Here is an 18,453-nt window from a genome sequence, read left to right on the forward strand (position 1 = left end):
CCGTAACCATGCCGGTGAGATACGCGAAGGTGACCGCCATAGGGAAATCCACAAAGGTATTATAAAAAAAACGGCTAGAAAAATTCACGGCTGCGGCAAATCCACCCGTCAGAATGAACACGATGAATTGGCGGGAAAAGAAAATACGCATATCTCTGTACCTATAGCATCCGGGCGATATGGCGGCCCATCTGGACACTTTCAGATACGCCACGATCCTCGGGATAGTAGTAGGAAGTATCCGCCACATACAACCCTCCTATGGGGAGCTGGATAGCCGGCAGGGTATCCAGATAACCCGGACCGCAGATGGGTTGGGCGTAGCGATAACGGTTGGCGTGCATGGCCAGGATGTCCCCATCCTTCAGATCCGGATGGATGGTTTGGAGATAGTGGCGCACCTTGTCCATGAAGGTTTCATCAGAATCCTGGTACTTCGAATGCTCTCCCGGCATATAGAAGGGCACATAGGTGACGTGCTCTGGCAGTCCACACAAGTTTGTAAATTCCACCAGACCAGGAATATCCATTTGCGGATCATTAACGTTGAGCCAGAAGTTCGGGGTGATGGGCTTGGCGGTTTTGACGATCACGCAGACGACGGCGATATTCTTGAGCGCCCGGTACTGATTGAGCAAGGACTCTGGGAGGTCGGGGATCAGCCTAGGTACGAAGGGCACAGGTACGGTGCTCACGACGGCGTCGAAGTATACCGGTCGTCCCGCCACCTGCACCCCGGTGACCTTTCCGTTCTCGTGCAAGACACGTTCGACCGGGGTGTTCAGTCGAATGTTGCCCCCCGCCTGCTCGATGGCCACACGCAGGGCGCTCAACAGGGTTTCCGAACCGCCATCCAGGTAGCCAAGCTTCTCGCGCATCATGCTGTAGCGGGAGGTACCGACACGCTTGATTCGCGTCCAGATCCAGGCTGCGGATAGGGTGTTGGCGTAATCATAGAACTTGAGATCGAACAACCTGCGCCAGAGGACATCAAATGCCTCCGTACCGACCCATTTGCGGATCCATTGGGTGGCCTCCAGTTTATCCAGTGGGCGCCAGTCCTTGCGTTTGGTGGACAAGAAAGCATGCCCCCCATAGCGAATCTTGCCAATTACGCCAAGACCAGGGAATTGGAGTAAGGCGATGGGGTTTCCCCAAGGATGCACGACACCGCGATAGTAGTAACCCATACGGGTTTCCTTCCAGCGCAAGCGATCCTGAATCCCCAGTTCATCCAGGAGTTCAAACAAGGAATGGTCCGATGTGCAGATAAAATGATAGAAGCGCTCGATGGACAGGCCATCAAAGTCGAAGGCGGCGGTCATCCCGCCGATACGGTCATCTGCTTCAAAGACCGTAACCTGATGGCCATCCCTAGCGGCCTGATAAGCTACGGCCAGCCCCATGGGGCCTGCACCAATCACCGCTACGTTTTTGGGTTTTTCCATGGGATGGCCTAAAACTCCAGCTCAATTTTGCTGTAGGTGGGGTCGAGGAAGGTTTCCTGGATAGCGGCTGCAAACGGCGTGGCCTTCACCCCAAAGATGCCGGGCCAGTCGATCACCTCGAACACATCTGGGGTCACCAGAGCTTTGAGCTGGGACGTGGTGAACGGCGGGTCGCTGTCGAAGACAGCCCAGGTGCGCAGGAGGCCGGCAAAGAGCCAGTAAGGAATGTGTACGATCATAGTCCTCGCCCCAACGGCTTTGCGGATAGTACGGATGATATCGATATAGTTAATCTCTTCCATGCCCGTAATATGATAAACGCCACCGATCCGGCGTTGCTCGACGCAACTCACGATGATGTCGCAGAAGTCCCCCACATACAACGGCTGCCGCAGATACTTTCCATCACCGGGGATAGGGAATATGGGTACTCGCCGCATGAAGCGGGAGAGCCAGCCTAGGTGCTTGCGGTCAAACCAGCCAAACATGAGCGTCGGCCTCAACACGATATTGTCCACGCCGCTCGCCACGACCATATCCTCTTGCTCTTTCTTGGTCTGGGTATAATAGTCATCTGCCTTGGATTCCAGGACGGAAGAGCTGATGTGGACGATGTAGGGCACTTGGTACTTTTTTATCACATCTAGCACATGCCGGGTGGAGGTCACGGTGTTGCGAACGTAGGAGTCCCGTTCTTTGGCCCCGATCTGCGCCTGGAGCATAACCACGGTATCCGCCCCTTCAAAGTGCTTGGACCAAGGTCCAGGCGCAGCGAGATCAGCCCACTCCGCCGTGATGTCGGGGTGCATCTGCTGCAAAACGCCTAGATTGTGCCTGTGCTTGTCGAGCACCACAATGTTGGTGTACCCCTTGGCCTTGAGTCGGGGGATGAGATTCTGCCCAACCAGTCCAGCACCACCGGGGAGAACGAGTTTGCATTCCTTGCTATCAGTTTGATTCATTTTTGGTCCTGTACATGATATTTCAGGGCAATACGTATGGCCTTACCGGGGAGAGGTCCCTGCGGTCCAATCAATTCCTGCGGATATCCAACTTTTTCCGGCCAGACCCAGAGCGCGTCTGGCTTGTCTCCATCAAGGTGGCGAATGGTCAACTTCACCATTTCGTCGGGCTCTACCTTGAACGGCGATTTGAGCGGGATTGTGAAAAAAGAATTATCGTGGGATTCCGAAAGCGGCCTCCCCCCCTGCACACACGTTGATTTGTCGCAAACTTTCACTTCGAGCTTTCCGGTTGCTGAATTACCGTAGTTTCCTTGGTACACGCTCACTGAAGATACTTGTGCCAAAACATCTAACTGCTGCTTCGGTACAGAGAACTCAACCGTAGCCTTTTGATCGTTTTCAAGCGGCAAAGGTGTATTACCAATAGATTGAACGGTCGTTTTGATCTCGCCCCATAAGATTTTAAATTGGTGCGGCGGCATCACTGAAAAAAACCGAATTGAGATGTGCTTGGCGTAATCGATGGTTTTCGATGCTGTTACCAGTTTGAAAGCAACGATTCTCTGCAATCCGGATGCGTTTCCGGAAAATAATCGGCCAGCCTCATTCTGTGAGCCGATAAAATATTTCACGAATAGATGATCGCCGCCTAGCGGATAAATAAATCTATATGGTCCTTTTATTGACCCATCCGCAAGTCTGAATAGTATATGGACCTGATTCGGCTTGTATAAAATATTCATTATGTGCCCTGCTATAGTAGTCCGCACCCCCAGATCAACATAGCTCGAGTGTGCTGGCATCGGCACCCATTTATTAAATAACCCAATTTTTAGCCCATCAACCTTGGTCAATTTTGGTTTCACGCACTGATTACGGCTAAGAACAGTGTAGGGGTTGCTGGGATACTGTGTTTTATAGCATGTCAGAATCGCTCTGAATGTTGCCGGTTCATCAAATATCGGGTACCTACCATCAATACTTGCAAAGGTGTATAAAATCTTATTTGCACTTTTCCCTTTCCAAACCTGCTGTGCATTCAGATGATCGAGATATGGTGTATACACCGAATACGCTTGGAAGACAGGGCTTGCAACAAGATCCATACGGTAGCCCTGGGCCATCATGAGATTCCAGGGTATAATGCTCACTGAATGATTATTAACGGCACGCAGCAATGCTGAATTGAGGTGAAACTGACTCGCTATTGCGCTTGTTTCCTCATACTGTTGCACCTCTCTATGCGCTTTTGAGGAAATCAAGGATACGAAATTCTTATAATTATCTATCTCATTAACGGAAAACATGGATGCGCCGGACAGTGCGAACGTTAGAGCTAAAAGATATATACCTGCGACATTGATAGCGGTACTTCTTAGAGGCTCCTCGGAGAAAAGTACCAAGCCTACGGCAGCTACAAGCAGCACGGTTCCAAAAAACGCCATGGCATGCCCCCCACCGAATCCCGGGTCATAACGAGTAAATCCTTCCTTCCATGCCCAAAATACCATGACACCGAGAATTAAACTCTGAGACAGACGAGTATGCTCCTTTTTAATAAGAAGTATTAATGTGGCAATGATGAACAATAGCAGAATGATTAATGCGACTACAGTTTGGAGCCCTTTGCCATGAATGGACATGGCAGGTGTGTATCCACTAGCGATAGCCCATGTTCCTTGAACATATGCCAGAAGGTGGGTGATGTCCTGCCCAGCGAGCGCCCACAGTGCGCAAAACGAGATTATAAAACTGAGTAATGGAAGCAGTGAAAGAACGGATCTTCGCTTCTGTGGTTGAGCATACCACCAGAGAATCGGATAGCTAAATAATATAAAAATGGCAATAATGAGCGATGTAGATTTAATTAGAGATCCAAGCGCTAGGAGAATGCCAACAGTTAGCAAGGAAATGATGACTACTTTTTTATCTTTATCGCCAAGAGCAAGTACCAACAGGAGTATGCCGATAAAAGCAGACTGGGTCGCGAGATCTACCAAAGAAGCGCCGACCAGCCATGCAATTACTACAGGCAATGCAAATCTAGGAAATATTTTTGACTCAGGTCGCAAGCGTGAAAGAATCAGGACAAAGCCCAAACCGAAGATGATCCAACTTGCCATCCTAGCTAGGGCAGCCATACCCCACAGCATATGATCTGAGTAGAAGTATGGATTTGCTAGAAAGCCGAGTGGGCCGTAGGTGAAGAGAATAGATTGACCCCATTGCAGATGGTGCTGTAAGCCATAGCCTAACATCCATGCCCAGGACACGTCTAAGGTGTCCCCTGTAGGGGAAAATGATTCCATAAGCCAAGGCATCGTGAAGGCTAGCAAGATAGCAAATATGCCATAATAGAATAGCGTTTTTGCTAGCGTTGTCTGGCGCGGCATATAATCTTTAAACTGGTTGGGTTGCCACATGATATTTTCCTATAATTTTTGTGTGTCGTTATAGTTTCATTTTTTTGAAAAAGTTCTCTGGTATAAGTCGGATAACTACCATGATGAATTTCCAGAACCACGGAAGATAGACAACATCACTTTTCCTTTGAATGGCTCGGGAGATACCTTCGCTGATTTTCTCAGGCGACACCCACAACTTACCCTTGCGAAAACTTGCCGTCATAGGCGTATCCACGAAACCAGGCTTAATGGTGATGACTGTCACCCCAGAGCGATAGAGGCGATTTCTGAGACCTTGCAGAAAAGTCGAGACGGCGGCTTTGGCAGTGCCGTAGACATAATTACTCTGCCGACCACGATCCCCGGCAACGGAAGATATGACGACAATGGTGCCATGTTTCTGTTCTTCAAAACGATTGGCCACATGGGTCAGCAGCGAGATGAGACTGAGACAGTTCGTTTGCAACTCCTTCAGCGTTTCATCGAAAGATGACTCGCAAGCCTTTTGGTCGGAGAGCGTGCCGTGTGCGACAAGGATGGTGTCTAGTCCTCCCATCGTGGTTTCGGCCTGAGTGATCAGTTCCGAGTGCTTGGTCGTGTCGTTGGCGTCCAGCACCATAGTCTCCACCTGGGTGGCGCCACGGGTCTCGAGATCGCTGGCCACTGCAGCCAGACGCTCAGGATTCCTTGCGACGAGATAGAGCCGGTCGCCCTCTTGAGCAAACCGCCGAGCCGTGGCTTCGGCGATGGCGGACGTCGCTCCAACGATCAGTATATGGCGCATGTTTATGTCCTTGTAACGCGTCGCCAGAAGGATGACGAGAATCGTGGGTCGATGTAGCGCTGGAACTCCTCCCAGCGGGGAAAGTATTGCCGAAAATGCTCCCCGGACATCCGGGCATCCTTAGCCGGGTATACTGCGCCGCCCGCCGACGCGACGATAGTATCCAATTGATCCAATAAGTCCAAGGTGTGTTGTCCTTGGTTGGGAAAATCCAAGGCAAGTGTCGCGCCTGGGCGTGGGAAAGAAAGCAGGCCCGGCGAGAATCGGTTGCCGAAGACCTTGAGTACGGCTAGAAATGACCCGCTACGGGCGGTAGCGATTATTTCCAAAAGGGCTCGGATAGATTCTTTGGCAGATTCTGGAGGCACTACACACTGGTACTGGAGGAAACCGCGACGGCCATAGAGTCGATTCCAGTGTAGTACACCATCTAAGGGATAGAAGAATGGCTCATAGTGGGTAATGGTACGGCGCATTTTGGCAAACTGTTTACGGTAGTACAGGCTGTTGAAGGCCCGCAAGGACCAGACGTTGACCAAGGGAAACGGCATGTCTACCGGGAACCCGCGTGTCTTGCCCGGCGGGGCTGGCAACTTCTCTTGGGGAGTGGCATGGTTCCCTCGCATAAATAGACCTCTTCCCAGGAACTTTCCCTGAGCCAGACAATCGATCCAGGCAACCGTATATTCATAGTCCCGGTCTGATTCGCCCGACAGATCAAAGAAGGCATCCAGATTGGAGAAACGGATGGTTTCTGTATCCATGGCAGCGTTGGCAATGGGACGTAGCTGGATTTCCGCCCAAAGGATGGCACCAGTTAAGCCCAACCCCGCGATGGTGGCATGGAAGAGGTCAGCATTTTCGGTGACCGAGCATAGGACAACTCCCTGATCAGATCTACGCAAAGCCAATCGCTGTACATGCTGCCCGAAGGTGCCCGTGCGATGATGATTCTTCCCGTGAACGTCATTGGCGATGGCTCCACCTACCGTCACGAAGCGGGTACCTGGCGTGACGGGCAGGAACCAGCCCATAGGCACGACCAATGCCAAAATATCCGCCAGGAGGACTCCCGCTTCACAGCGCAGTATTCCTGTAGAATGATCGAAGGAGAGAAATCGGTCGAGGCCGCGCATATCCAGCAGGGCTCCACTATCATTCAAGCAACTATCTCCGTAACTGCGTCCGTTACCGTAAGGAAGCAGAAAGTGCGCATCTTTGGGGAACAGCTCATCAGCCCAGTGAGGACCATACACCATTGCAGGAATTGCCTTGGGATAACGGCCCCAGGAGGCATAGCCCTTCATATGGCGGCGAGCCAAATGAGCCCGCCAACAATTGCCGCCGTCACCCAACTACCCTTGTCTTTGGCGGCAAAGACCACGGGGTCATCGTGCATTCCCCCGCGATGGGTGATGAGCCAGATGCGGCTGATCCAGTAGAGCAAGATTGGCGGTACCAACCACAAAAATGCGGGATGGTGGTATAAGGTACGGACCTTGTCGCTGTCTATGTAAAAGGCGGACACCAACACGGCCATAAAGCCGCTGGCCACCCCAAAGCCCATCAGCATCACGAGATCTTCCACATGATAACCACGGCCATGAGTGGTCAACTGGCCACGTTGCTTCAGGACCAGCAGTTCCGAGTAACGTTTGACCAGCGCCAAGCTAAAGAACAGGAAGATGGAAAACGTTAGAAGCCAGAAAGATGGCCCTATTTGCGTTGCCGCCATGCCTCCGATGATACGAATAGTATAGAGACCGGCCAGCAGCAGGGCATCGAGCAGCACGATCGCCTTGAGCCAGAAGGAATAGCTGACGGTGAGAAGATAATAACCCACCAGCACGATGACAAAATCGGTGGGCAGCCATAAGGCGGCGATGGCAAGGGCGCAGAGCAGCAACAAGGGGATAAGGACCATCCCCTGGACCATGGATAGATCTCCTGACGCAAAAGGTCGAAGCCGCTTTCGTGGATGTAGCCGATCCGCCGACAGGTCAAGGAGGTCATTGAGCAAATAAACGCTGGAGGCACAAAGGGAAAAACTGATGAACGCCAATAATCCATTCGCCCATAAACTGACATGACTGATTTGGTGGGCCAGCAGCATGGGAATGAAGACCAGGATATTTTTCAGCCACTGATGGACGCGCAACGCCTTAGCGTAGGTGGATAAGGTCGGATGCTGATTTTCGAAAGTGTGTGAAACTGGGCACTGATTCGCCGCGCCGCGCAGGACGCCCTTTGCCGGGTTTACAACGATGGCTTTCCGGGCCATGCCCCATACCGGAAAATCCGCTCGGCTGTTACCTGCGTAATCAAAACCTTTCGCCCCATAGTGTTGGACGAGAAGGTCTCTTTTGGCGCGGCCGGAGAGGTTGTTACCCGCCTCGGTGGCATGAACACGAGTGAACACACCCAAATACCGTGCCACGCCATCTGCGAATTTACGATGGGAAGCTGTGGCGAGGACGATGGAACGGCCAGCTGCATGCTCTTTATTTAGGAAGTCCACAAAGCCAGCTTGATAAGGAAGCTTTTCAACGTCCAGGTCAACCCGCTCGGCAACTTTTTGCTTGAGTACCGATCGTCCCTGTAATAGCCAGAAGGGGATCAAAAAAGTGGTCCAGGGTCGTTGTTTCATTAGCAACAGAAGAGATTCCACCAATACATCCGAGCGGATCAGGGTGCCATCCAAGTCAACACAGAGCGGCGTTTTTTTATCGCTCATGAGCTTCCATGCCGTCCTCCATCACCTGCAGTACAATGCGTAGCGCCTGGTCCTCATGTCCCAATATCTGATGACCCCAGCGCTCGTCGAGCAGATAGGACCAGATTGCCACGGGATGGGTCGCGCCTTCCAGGCGCAGCCGGAAGAATAGACGTTCTTGACCGTGCAGAAGGATTTCGCCATGACTGAAGGTCAGTGGGAGCATGGCGTTATCCAGAGAGCTACTCAGGGTGCTATGCGCATGAGCCGTTTGATGATCCGCGTCCTGCAACCGCAAAATCAACGTGCCATTTGATGAGCCGGAGTAGTTGCCAATCAGCAAAGATATACCCTTCAGAGCACCACGAGTGCCAACAGGTACCGCAAAGCTCCCAGAAATCTCGCCACCAGGAGGCAATGTCAGTGGCTCAGAATTCGCCTGTGGAAGACCGTAAGGGATCTCTACGGATATGCATTCGGAACGCCAAGGGTGCCGCACTCTGGGCGGCCATGCCAAGGAAAAGTCTTCCCGTCCCAGTGTGAGATTCGGGTTGTAGGCGGGGTCGTTGCGGAGCACAAACCCCCAACGCCATTGCATATAGGCGTGCTCTAGCGCAAATCGGCGTAGTTTGTCAGGATGTATATCAGTGCCGCGTGATTTGGATTCGTGATGGTAGAGTAATGCCTGCGGAAGCCAGACATTCCGTAAGCCCGCTTCCCGCAAACGTAAGCACAGATCCACGTCATTGAAGGCCACAGTAAGTTCCTGCGCCATGCCCCCCACTCGATTCCAGTGATCCTTTTTCATCAACAGGCAGGCCGCAGTTACAGCACTGAAGTTTTGTACCAGAGCCGTTCGACTAAAATGTCCCCGACTTTCGCTGTGTTGCGATTTGTGCGCATGACCAGCTATGCCCCCTATGCCCAATAAGACACCCCCGTGCTGGATTGTCCCATCTGGATAAAGCAGCTTGGCGCCAACTACGCCGATATTACGACGCTGTCCCTGACCGAGCATTTCCGTCAACCACCGATCAGCAATCACCTCCGTGTCATTGTTCAGGAGGCAGACGTATTCGCCACGGGCCTGGGGAACCGCCCAATTGTGCATAGCGGCATAATCAAAAGGATGCGGATAGGACAGTACTCGTAGATTGGTGCGTCGCTGAAGCTCTGTGAGATATACCAACGTGCCGGGATCATCACTTTGATTGTCAATGACCAGTATCTCGGTATTGGGGTAATCCGTCCGATTCAAGCTATCGAGACATTGTCTGAGGTCGGACAGTCCATTGCGGGTAGGTATGATGATGCTGACCAAAGGATTTTCGTTGACTGTAAAACGAGGCAAGTGGAATGCACCATTGCAAGCGCTATCTAAAATGGCATCTTCATCCCGCCGCTCCAAAGTTTCGGTAATGGCCTTTTTCGCCGCGTCGACCACATAGGGTTTGGCCCCTAGATCACTCGCCGTAGACCCGCTGAGTATCCGCCAGTGATACAAGATGGCTGGGATATGGCGAATCTGCGCAGGGGCCAGGTCATCTGTGAAGCGAAGGACTAAATCCCAGTCCTGACTGCCTTCGAATCCTGGTCGGAATCCACCAATATTCAGCACTTGCTCCCGTTTATAAACTCCCAAGTGGCTAATATAGTTCTGACCCAAAAGGAGTTCGGGGTTCCAGTCAGGTTTGAAGTAAGGATCGCAGCGGCGGCCTTTTTCATCGATCTTGTCCTCATCGCTGTAAATCAGTTTCGCATCAGGATGACGAATAATCTCCGCCGCTACCCAATATAGGGCATGTTCGGCCAGCGCATCGTCATGATCAAGGAGTGCGATGTAGTCGCCGGTGGCCAAGGCGAGTGCATCGTTGGAGGTCGCCGATATATGGCCATTTTCAGAGCGATATGTCACCTTGATCCGTTCGTCTTCTTCGGCATACGCTTCAAGCACCCTGCGTACATCGGGCTGCGAAGAGGCATCGTCGGCGATACACAACTCCCAATGGGGATATATTTGCTCCCTGACCGACTCGATGGCCAGTCTCAGGAATTTCTCGGGTGCATTGTAGACCGGCAGAATGACGGAGATCTTTGGAGGATTCTCCCAAGTGGTGATCTGCAGATGGATAGCCTTTCGGTCCGTGTCGCTGAGCGTATCGTAGCGACGTATCCAGGTCTGGTAATCTTGTTCAGCGTGGGGTGAAAGCAGCCGTTTGCCGATGACGCGCAGCCGCCGTTTAGATCCAGCGGGTATGGAGAGTTTATGATACAGGGACCGCGCTAAGGCGTAGCGCCGCTCTTTTCCGTGCGCACCTGATGTGAACAGATAGCGAAGCATAAGAAACGGCTTTTTGATTGCGCGCAGTGGCTTGGTGATGCGCCAGGAACGTGAGCGGGTGATCATTGCCAATTCGTTGGTTAGCGCAGTATTTTCCTGCTGAAGCGCGTGTGATTGCGCTTGTAACTTGCGCGCCTGGATCTGCGTAGAATCAGCGAGATCGGTTACCTGCTTTAGCTGCGACTCTGTTTTAGCGAGTGTCATTTGGCTCTTCAGGTTGGCGTCCTCCAATGCTTTAGCGCGCTGGTGATATTGCTGCAAAAGCTGTTCGTCCTTGAAGCTGCGCGCCACTCGTTCAAGAGCGAACACATAGTCAGGCGACATGGGCCAGGACAACTCGACCTCCAGCCTGTCTGCACCGGAGATGGATGTGCTTGGAATAGGCAACACTACCCACGGATCTTCGGTTGTTGCCAGAAGGCTGATACCCAGGTCACCCAGTTGAACCGGCGAAGCCAGCAGATCGTGGTGCGCCCCGGAAATGAAACTGTCGATACCGCCATCCCAATGCCAGAGCCTTTCATCTCCCTGGAAGAGGCTGAGGCTGTACAGTCGGAGGAATCCGGGTTGATCCGATGGGTCGAGACGTAAAATATGCTTGTCGGATAAGGTCGGTAGGTCGAAACGCACAAGGCTCCGCTCTACCCCAAATGGGCGAGGAAAGGATAGACTCCGAGACACATCAAAATCTTCATCCTCCGTGCGCCAATAAGCCGAAACGTAGAAGCGGGGGCCTATGGGGGATGCTGTCTCTGCAATCGCGTCGTCAGCTAAGATCAAAGGGGCCTGTGCACCTGTAGGGATGGCCTCAACGATGAATTGGTAGGTGAGATTGTCCGTTATGCCCTGGATTTCGCGGAGTAGAGCGCCACCAATCCCTTGTGCTTGCCGGCTGGAAAACTCGGTGTGTTGGAGGTCCAACACGGTTCGGTCCACTATCTGCCCGGTGAAACCGTGGTCGGCCAATAGCCGCAGGAAGCTTTTCCGGGTGAAGAAGCGCAAATGGGTCTTGTCGAGCAGTCCTTCTTCACGATAGCGAAAGTCGCCGGACAGCAATTCCAGGAAGACGCCGATATGCCCGATGTTGGGTATGGAAATGAGGATTTTGCCGTCAGGTGTCAGATGATCCTTTAGCCGCTGGAGCACCTGGCCCGGGTCCCGCAGGTGTTCAAGCACGTCCGCACAGACAATCCGGTCATAACGTACCCCTTCCAATAGGTACCGAAGGTCTGCAGATTCCAGGTCGGTGACCATGATCCGGCGGTAAAAGGGCTGCGCGATCTTGGCGGCCTCAGCATTCCCCTCAATCCCGTCGACGCTACAGCCTTGTTGTTCGGTGAGATACTGACCCAGCACACCCACTGCGCAACCCACGTCCAGCACCGTGCTGCCGCGCGGAATGCGCCGGGCGATCTTGGCCAGGCTGTCCTCAGCACTCAGATTAAGTGGAAGACGGGAATATAGGTGTTGCTGTGCCTCTTTTCCGGTACTCATATTGAGTGATTCCGCGCCGCCCAGATAGTATTATGGCAGCTATTCGAGACCTGAAAAAATATTTTTTTCACTACAGTTTAGTTCCTTGTCGGTATTCAGTGACTCATTGGTGCTGAATTTCTATGGCCCAAGTAGCCCGGGGCGTGCGGTCTTGAAGGGCACCAGGATAGGCAATGCCGCCGAATTTGTAGTTTTTGCCACACAGTTACATGGTTGCGGAAATGGCCGAGATCGAAGCAACCACACTTTTATCAATCCGCCCCTCCTCCACCACCCGCCCCTGATCCAGACGCACATACTGGTCGCAAAATTTGCTGACCTGCTCCGCACTGTGGGAAACGAGGATGAGGGTCATGCCCTGGGCACGAAGTTCGGCGATCCTGGCGTGACATTTTTCCTGGAAGGGCTGGTCGCCCACGGCGAGGATCTCGTCGGCGAGGAGGATGTCGGGCTGCAGGTGCACCGCCACGGCGAAGCCCAGGCGCATCTGCATGCCGGAGGAGTAATTCTTGAGGGGAGTGTCGATGAAGTGGGCCAGCTCCGAGAATTCGATGATGTCCTTGACGCGCTTCTGGGTATCGCGGTTGCGAAAACCGTAGAGGCTGGCGTTGAGAAAGATGTTTTCATAGCCGCTGAGTTCGGGGTGGAAGCCGACGCCAAGCTGAATGAGTGGGGCGACGCGGCCACGGGTGATGACCCGACCCTGGCTGGGCTCCAGGATGCCGGCGATGATCTGCAGCAGGGTGCTTTTGCCGGAACCATTGTGGCCGAGCAGGCCCAGGGCTTCGCCCGGCTCCACGCGCAGGTTGATATCGTCCAGGGCGAGGAAATGCTCGCGGCGCTCGCGCTTGCTCTGGTGAAAAAGGGCGAGGAAGCGCGTCTTCAGGCCCATGGCGCGGTTGTGGCGGAGGATAAACTCCTTGCGAACGTGCTCGACGAGGACGGCGGGGAGCATCAGAGGTCTTCGACCAGATGACGGGCCTTGCGGCGGAAGAGGATCGTGCCGACGGTGAGCGTGCCGCCGGTCCAGGCGGTGGCGATAAGGACGTGACTCAGCGCGGGCAGGGTGCCGGCGTAGAGCAGGGCGTGGAAGAGGTCCATGAACTGGGTGAGGGGGTTGAGGGCGATGATTTCGCGGGTAGTAGGCTTGAGGACGTGGATGTCATAGCCGATGGGGGTGAGCCAGAAGCCGAACATCAGCGCGATTTCTACCAGGTGCTTGAGGTCGCGCAGTTCGACCTGCAGCACCGAGAAGGTCAGCACGATGCCCCAGATGAACGCGATATACAGCCCGAGCGCCAGCGGGTAGAGCAGCAGCCCCCAGTGATAGACGCCGCCCAGAAACGGATAGAGCACCACCAGGATCAGGATGGCGATGAGCCACAGCGCCAGCGTAAACAACAGGCTGGCGGTCGGCACCAGAATGCGCGGGAAGTAAATCTTCTGAATCAGACCCGAAGCGCTGGTGAGGCTCTCGCAACTCTGGCTCACGGCCTGTGAGAAGAGGTTGTAATGCAGGACGCCGATGACGAGGTAGAGGATATAGTTGGGCAGGTCGCTGCGAAAAATGTGCGTGAACACAAAATCATAGAGCAGGATGAGCGCGAGGGGGTTGCCCAGCGACCACAAAAAGCCCAGTGTTGCACCCTGATAGCGTACCTTGAGGTCTTTGATGACCAGATTGCGCACCAAATCGCGGTATTGCCAGTAACGGGCAAAGCCGGCGGCGGGGGCGCTGGACGGAGCGATGGTGTTGGTCTGCATGGTCAAAGATTGTGCTTGCTGCGGCGGGGCGGGTCAATGCCTATTACCGGCGGTGTCCTCCAGCAGCCATTGACCATTTTAGTGTTCCCGAGAATGACGACAGTGTCCGATAAAACCCCGTTCACCTGGGCATTCCCAGGTGGATCAGAATGGCGGTCTCCACGCCGGTCATATCCGCCTTGCTCAAGCTCCCCATCGGATTTTTCAGTCGGCTCTTGTCTGCCGCCATGACCTGATCCGCCATCGCCTTGCCCGGTTTGCCGGCCAGCGTGACCAACGCTTCCCCCGGATATTGGCGGCCCGTATTACTGGTAAGTGGCACCACGACCACCCGTGCCAGATTCCGGTTGGCCGCGTCATTGCTGACGATGACGGCGGGCCGGGTCTTGCGTATCTCGCTCCCTACGGACGGATCAAACTCCACCCACCAGACTTCACCGCGCTTCATCGGCCATATCCACCACCAGGGCGTTGCACCACACCAGCGCATCGGCCTCGCGCTCTTGATCCGCCGCCATCGCCTTATATCCCTCGTCCAGGGCGGTATCCAGGACATGGGGCCGGAGCAGGTCCTCGATGAACTGGCTCATGTGCCGCCTGCCGACAGTCCGGTAAAGCCCGTCGTACACGGCTTCATCCAGTGAAATGGTCATTTTCTTGTGCATGGCGTCCTCTTTTATACGTAATACTTAATACCATTATAGCACGCCTTGTCGCTTAACCTCACCTCACTCTTGGGTTTCCGCACGGCCCGCTGGCACGGTTTTCCGCCCAGCAGCGCATCCAGGGGCCACCCCAGACTAGGCAGGCGCCGCAGATACCCGTTCCTTTCAGGAATCGCGGGCATAGTCATCACGCCAATGCCCCGCCCTCGTACTGTCGTTCCAGCCATTGGCAGTAACTTCCGTCCATGACGGCGCGCCACCATTCCGGGTGCTCCAGGTACCAGAGGATGGTCTGGCGGATGCCGGTGGGGAAATCCACGGCCGGTTGAAACCCCAATTCGCGGGTGATTTTAGCGGCGTCGATGGCGTAGCGACGGTCATGACCGGGCCGGTCGCGCACATGCTGGATCAGGTCGGCACTTTTGCGGCCCTGCGCCGCCGCTGAATGCGGATAGGCCTGCAACCACCGGGGATCGCTCGCGAAGAGTTCGTCCATGATCTGACCGATCAGCAGGACGATGTCGATATTGGCCCATTCGTTGCAGCCGCCGATGTTGTAGCTCTCCCCTTCCCGACCCTGCTCCAGAATCGCGGCGATGCCTCGGCAATGGTCTTCCACATAAAGCCAGTCGCGAATCTGGCGACCATCGCCGTAGAGTGGCAGGGGCTTGTTATGCAGGATGTTGACGATGATGAGGGGAATCAGCTTTTCGGGAAAGTGATACGGTCCGTAGTTGTTGGAGCAGTTGCTGGTGGTGGTGCTGAGCCCGTAGGTATGTTGATAGGCGCGCACCAGATGGTCCGCTCCCGCCTTGCTGGCGGCGTAGGGGGAGTTGGGTGCATAGGGCGTCGCTTCGCGGAAAGGCGGGTCCTGAGGACCGAGGGTGCCGTAGACTTCATCCGTGGAGATATGATGAAAACGGTGGGGAATACGGCCTTGCGGACCATCCAGCCAGAGGCTTTTGGCCACCCGCAGCAGGTTATGGGTGCCGATGATGTTGGTCTGGATGAAGGCGTCGGGGTCGTGGATGGAGCGATCCACATGGCTTTCGGCGGCGAAGTGGACGACGACGTTGAGGTGATGGTCGGTCATCAGCCGCTCGACCAGCGGGGCGTCGTTAATGTCGCCCTGCACAAAGCGGAACCCTGCGTGCTGCTCCAACCCTTCCAGATTATGGCGATTGCCCGCATAGGTGAGGGCATCCAACGCCACCAGCGTAGTGCGCGGATGCTTGCGCAGCCAGTGGTGGCAGAAGTTGGCGCCGATGAAGCCGGCAGCACCGGTGACCAGCAGGCGTTTGTCTATAATAGGATCAACGGTGACGGACATCGGGTGCTCCTTATTGGAATCAGGCTTCTTTGGGTTCGGCCAGCATCTGCCGCAGTGCCGCCCGCCAGTGGGGCGCAGGTCCCAGCGTGGCGTAACTGGTGGACTTGTCGAGCACGGTATAGGCCGGGCGGCGGGCGGGGGTGGGATACCCGCTCGTTGGAATCATCTCTATGGGGATGCTGCGCTGCAGACGTCCCGCAGCCACGGCCTCTTCCTGAATCGCTACGGAGAAATCATACCAGGAAGCCACGCCCGCGTCGGTCCAGTGCTGAATGCCCGTAAAATCCGGGTGATCCAGCGCGCGCCAGAGCGCACCGGCGATGCCCGCGGCCCAGGTCGGGGTGCCGATCTGGTCGCCCACGACCCGTAGCACGTCGCGCTCGGCCAGAAGACGCAGCACGGTTTTGACGAAGTTGCTACCGTGGGCGCTATAGACCCAGGCGGTGCGCAGGATGAGGGCGGCGTCACCGAGGATTTCCCGTACCTGCTGTTCACCGGCGGCCTTGCTGGCTCCATAGACGCCGAGAGGAGCTGCCGGTGCGCCGGGTTGGTAGGGCGTGGATTGCGCGCCATCAAAGACGAAGTCGGTGGAAAGATGGATCAGGCGGGCGCCGCAGGCTTGGGCGGCCAGGGCACAGTGGGCGGCGCCATCGCGATTGATGGCATAGGCCATATCGGCTTCAGATTCGGCACGGTCCACGGCGGTGTAAGCGGCGGCGTTGATGAGGCAGTCGGGCCGGAAACTTTCCACCGCCGCACGCACCTTGCCGACATCACGAATATCCAGATCCTGGCGTCCCAGGGCACGCAGCATGACTGAGGGTGGCTGACTGCGTTGCAACTCCCAGCCTACCTGGCCTTGCGCGCCCAGCAGCAGCACGCGATATCGGTCAGCTTCTCCGGCCATGGGCGTCATGGAAAGGTCTCGCACGCGGACAAAGCCAGTCCTGCGGCGTCTTTACCGGCCAGCAGGGGTGGATTGCCGGCCAGCAACGGCCAGTCCACGGCGATATCCGGGTCATTCCAGAGCACGCAACGTTCCGCTTCCGGAACGTAAAACTCCGTGGTTTTGTAGAGAAAGTCGGCCGACTCGCTGAGCACATAAAAGCCGTGGGCAAAACCGGGAGGCACCCAGAGCATCTGTTGATTTTCGGCGGAGAGCGTGGCGCCAACCCATTGCCCGAAGTATGGGGAGGATCGGCGCAGATCTACGGCCACGTCAAAAACCGCGCCGCTCACGACACGCACCAGCTTGCCCTGGGGCTGACGAATCTGGTAATGCAGCCCACGCAGCACGCCCTGCTGGGAGCGACTGTGGTTGTCCTGCACGAAGTCGAGATCCAGTCCGGCATCAGCGAAGGCGCGCCGGTTCCAGCTTTCCATGAAAAACCCCCGGGCGTCCCCGAAAACTCTGGGGGTGATGAGGAAAACCTCCGGAATGGCGAGGGCTTCAATGTTCATGGCTGGCGTCCTTCGCTGAGAACGCGCAACAGATAATCGCCGTAGCCGCTCTTTTGCAAGGGGACGGCGAGACGGCTGAGGGCTGCGCCATCGATGTAGCCCATGCGGTAAGCGATTTCTTCGGGGCAGGCGACTTTGAGCCCCTGGCGTTCTTCCAGGGTGCGGATGAACTGGCCGGCATTGAGCAGATCCGCATGCGTGCCGGTGTCGAGCCAGGCCGTGCCGCGGCCAAGCACCTCTACTTGCAGGCGCCTTTCCTGCAGGTAGAGGCGGTTGAGGTCGGTAATCTCCAGCTCGCCCCGTGCCGAGGGGCGGATTTCCCGAGCCATCCTGCTGCCGTCGCCGTCGTAGAAGTACAAGCCGGTCACCGCATAGGAGGAGCGCGGAGTTTCCGGTTTTTCTTCGAGACCGATGGCCTGGCCGTCGGCATCGAACTCGACGACGCCATAGGCACGCGGGTTGGCGACATGGTAGGCAAAGACGGTGGCACCGGTATCGCGCGTATTGGCAGTCTGCAGCGTTGTGCTGATCTCGTGGCCGTAGAAAATATTGTCGCCGAGCACCAGCGCCGAGGGGCACCCCGCCAGGAACGCCTCGGCGATCAGCAGGGCTTGCGCCAGCCCTTCCGGACGTGCCTGCTCCGCATACTGGAAAGACAGGCCCCATTGGCTTCCGTCTCCGAGCAACTGGCGGAAACGCGGTAAATCGTCGGGGGTGGAGATGACCAGCATCTCCCGGATACCCGCCAGCATAAGGGTCGCCAGAGGGTAGTAAATGAGGGGCTTGTCATAGACTGGCATGAGCTGCTTGCTGACGGTCTGGGTCAGCGGATAGAGCCGGGTGCCGGATCCGCCGGCGAGGATGATCCCTTTACGATGCATTGCGCGGCCTCAAGTGAGAGAATTTATCAATGGACGGGGATACGTTGCCTATCACCTTGTTGCTGTCGCGGCAATTGTATGTGGCCGGGCGCGCCGGGGCAACCTTGGTGATGCCAGCCCGGCAGAATCGGGGTTGTCCCGGCTTGAGCGGTGGCACCTCAACGCATAAGCTAGCCCCTCTGTCCGGTCAACATAGCAAGGG

Annotated in this window: 15 protein-coding genes; all 15 read right to left on the minus strand. The window is 55.5% G+C overall.

Annotation, left to right across the window (positions count from 1 at the left end; translation table 11 throughout):
* Positions 1-161 precede the first annotated feature (161 nt).
* On the minus strand, positions 162-1,448 hold the full coding sequence (locus tag HF921_RS02380; RefSeq protein WP_215893236.1) for an NAD(P)/FAD-dependent oxidoreductase: 1,287 nt from the start codon (positions 1,446-1,448) through the stop codon (positions 162-164).
* A gap of 8 nt (positions 1,449-1,456) precedes the next feature.
* The gene (locus HF921_RS02385; RefSeq protein WP_215849431.1) at positions 1,457-2,410 is read right to left on the minus strand and encodes an NAD-dependent epimerase/dehydratase family protein; all 954 of its coding nucleotides are present in this window, start codon (positions 2,408-2,410) and stop codon (positions 1,457-1,459) included.
* A complete protein-coding gene (locus tag HF921_RS02390; RefSeq protein WP_215893237.1) occupies positions 2,407-4,836 on the minus strand; it encodes a hypothetical protein in 2,430 nt (809 codons plus the stop codon). Before HF921_RS02390 ends, HF921_RS02385 begins: the two co-directional genes overlap by 4 nt.
* A gap of 28 nt (positions 4,837-4,864) precedes the next feature.
* On the minus strand, positions 4,865-5,602 hold the full coding sequence (locus HF921_RS02395; protein ID WP_215849429.1) for an SDR family oxidoreductase: 738 nt from the start codon (positions 5,600-5,602) through the stop codon (positions 4,865-4,867).
* Between the two features lie 2 nt (positions 5,603-5,604).
* Positions 5,605-6,909, minus strand: a complete 1,305-nt coding sequence (locus tag HF921_RS02400) for an FAD-binding oxidoreductase (RefSeq protein WP_215849428.1) — start codon at positions 6,907-6,909, stop codon at positions 5,605-5,607.
* A complete protein-coding gene (locus HF921_RS02405) occupies positions 6,906-8,336 on the minus strand; it encodes a UbiA family prenyltransferase (RefSeq protein WP_215849427.1) in 1,431 nt (476 codons plus the stop codon). Before HF921_RS02405 ends, HF921_RS02400 begins: the two co-directional genes overlap by 4 nt.
* Positions 8,326-12,150 carry a glycosyltransferase gene (locus HF921_RS02410; RefSeq protein WP_215893238.1) on the minus strand — a complete coding sequence of 1,275 codons (3,825 nt, stop codon included), beginning with the start codon at positions 12,148-12,150 and terminating at the stop codon, positions 8,326-8,328. Before HF921_RS02410 ends, HF921_RS02405 begins: the two co-directional genes overlap by 11 nt.
* 205 nt (positions 12,151-12,355) lie before the next feature.
* Positions 12,356-13,105 carry an ABC transporter ATP-binding protein gene (locus HF921_RS02415; RefSeq protein WP_215849425.1) on the minus strand — a complete coding sequence of 250 codons (750 nt, stop codon included), beginning with the start codon at positions 13,103-13,105 and terminating at the stop codon, positions 12,356-12,358.
* The gene (locus HF921_RS02420) at positions 13,105-13,914 is read right to left on the minus strand and encodes an ABC transporter permease (RefSeq protein WP_215893249.1); all 810 of its coding nucleotides are present in this window, start codon (positions 13,912-13,914) and stop codon (positions 13,105-13,107) included. Before HF921_RS02420 ends, HF921_RS02415 begins: the two co-directional genes overlap by 1 nt.
* 121 nt (positions 13,915-14,035) lie before the next feature.
* Positions 14,036-14,362, minus strand: a complete 327-nt coding sequence (locus HF921_RS02425) for a type II toxin-antitoxin system PemK/MazF family toxin (protein ID WP_215861009.1) — start codon at positions 14,360-14,362, stop codon at positions 14,036-14,038.
* Entirely contained in the window at positions 14,349-14,579 is a 231-nt protein-coding gene (locus HF921_RS02430) for a hypothetical protein (RefSeq protein ID WP_035192016.1), read from the minus strand. Before HF921_RS02430 ends, HF921_RS02425 begins: the two co-directional genes overlap by 14 nt.
* A gap of 187 nt (positions 14,580-14,766) precedes the next feature.
* The gene (gene rfbB / locus HF921_RS02435) at positions 14,767-15,909 is read right to left on the minus strand and encodes a dTDP-glucose 4,6-dehydratase (RefSeq protein WP_215893239.1); all 1,143 of its coding nucleotides are present in this window, start codon (positions 15,907-15,909) and stop codon (positions 14,767-14,769) included.
* Positions 15,910-15,928: 19 nt separating this feature from the next.
* Complete coding sequence (gene rfbD / locus HF921_RS02440; RefSeq protein ID WP_226834291.1) at positions 15,929-16,816, minus strand: dTDP-4-dehydrorhamnose reductase; 888 nt, start codon at positions 16,814-16,816, stop codon at positions 15,929-15,931.
* 5 nt (positions 16,817-16,821) lie between these two features.
* A complete protein-coding gene (rfbC, locus tag HF921_RS02445; protein ID WP_065413268.1) occupies positions 16,822-17,370 on the minus strand; it encodes a dTDP-4-dehydrorhamnose 3,5-epimerase in 549 nt (182 codons plus the stop codon).
* Positions 17,367-18,251, minus strand: a complete 885-nt coding sequence (gene rfbA, locus HF921_RS02450; RefSeq protein ID WP_215893241.1) for a glucose-1-phosphate thymidylyltransferase RfbA — start codon at positions 18,249-18,251, stop codon at positions 17,367-17,369. Before rfbA ends, rfbC begins: the two co-directional genes overlap by 4 nt.
* Positions 18,252-18,453 lie beyond the last annotated feature (202 nt).

This window comes from Acidithiobacillus ferriphilus (assembly GCF_018854775.1).
GTDB lineage: Bacteria > Pseudomonadota > Gammaproteobacteria > Acidithiobacillales > Acidithiobacillaceae > Acidithiobacillus > Acidithiobacillus ferriphilus.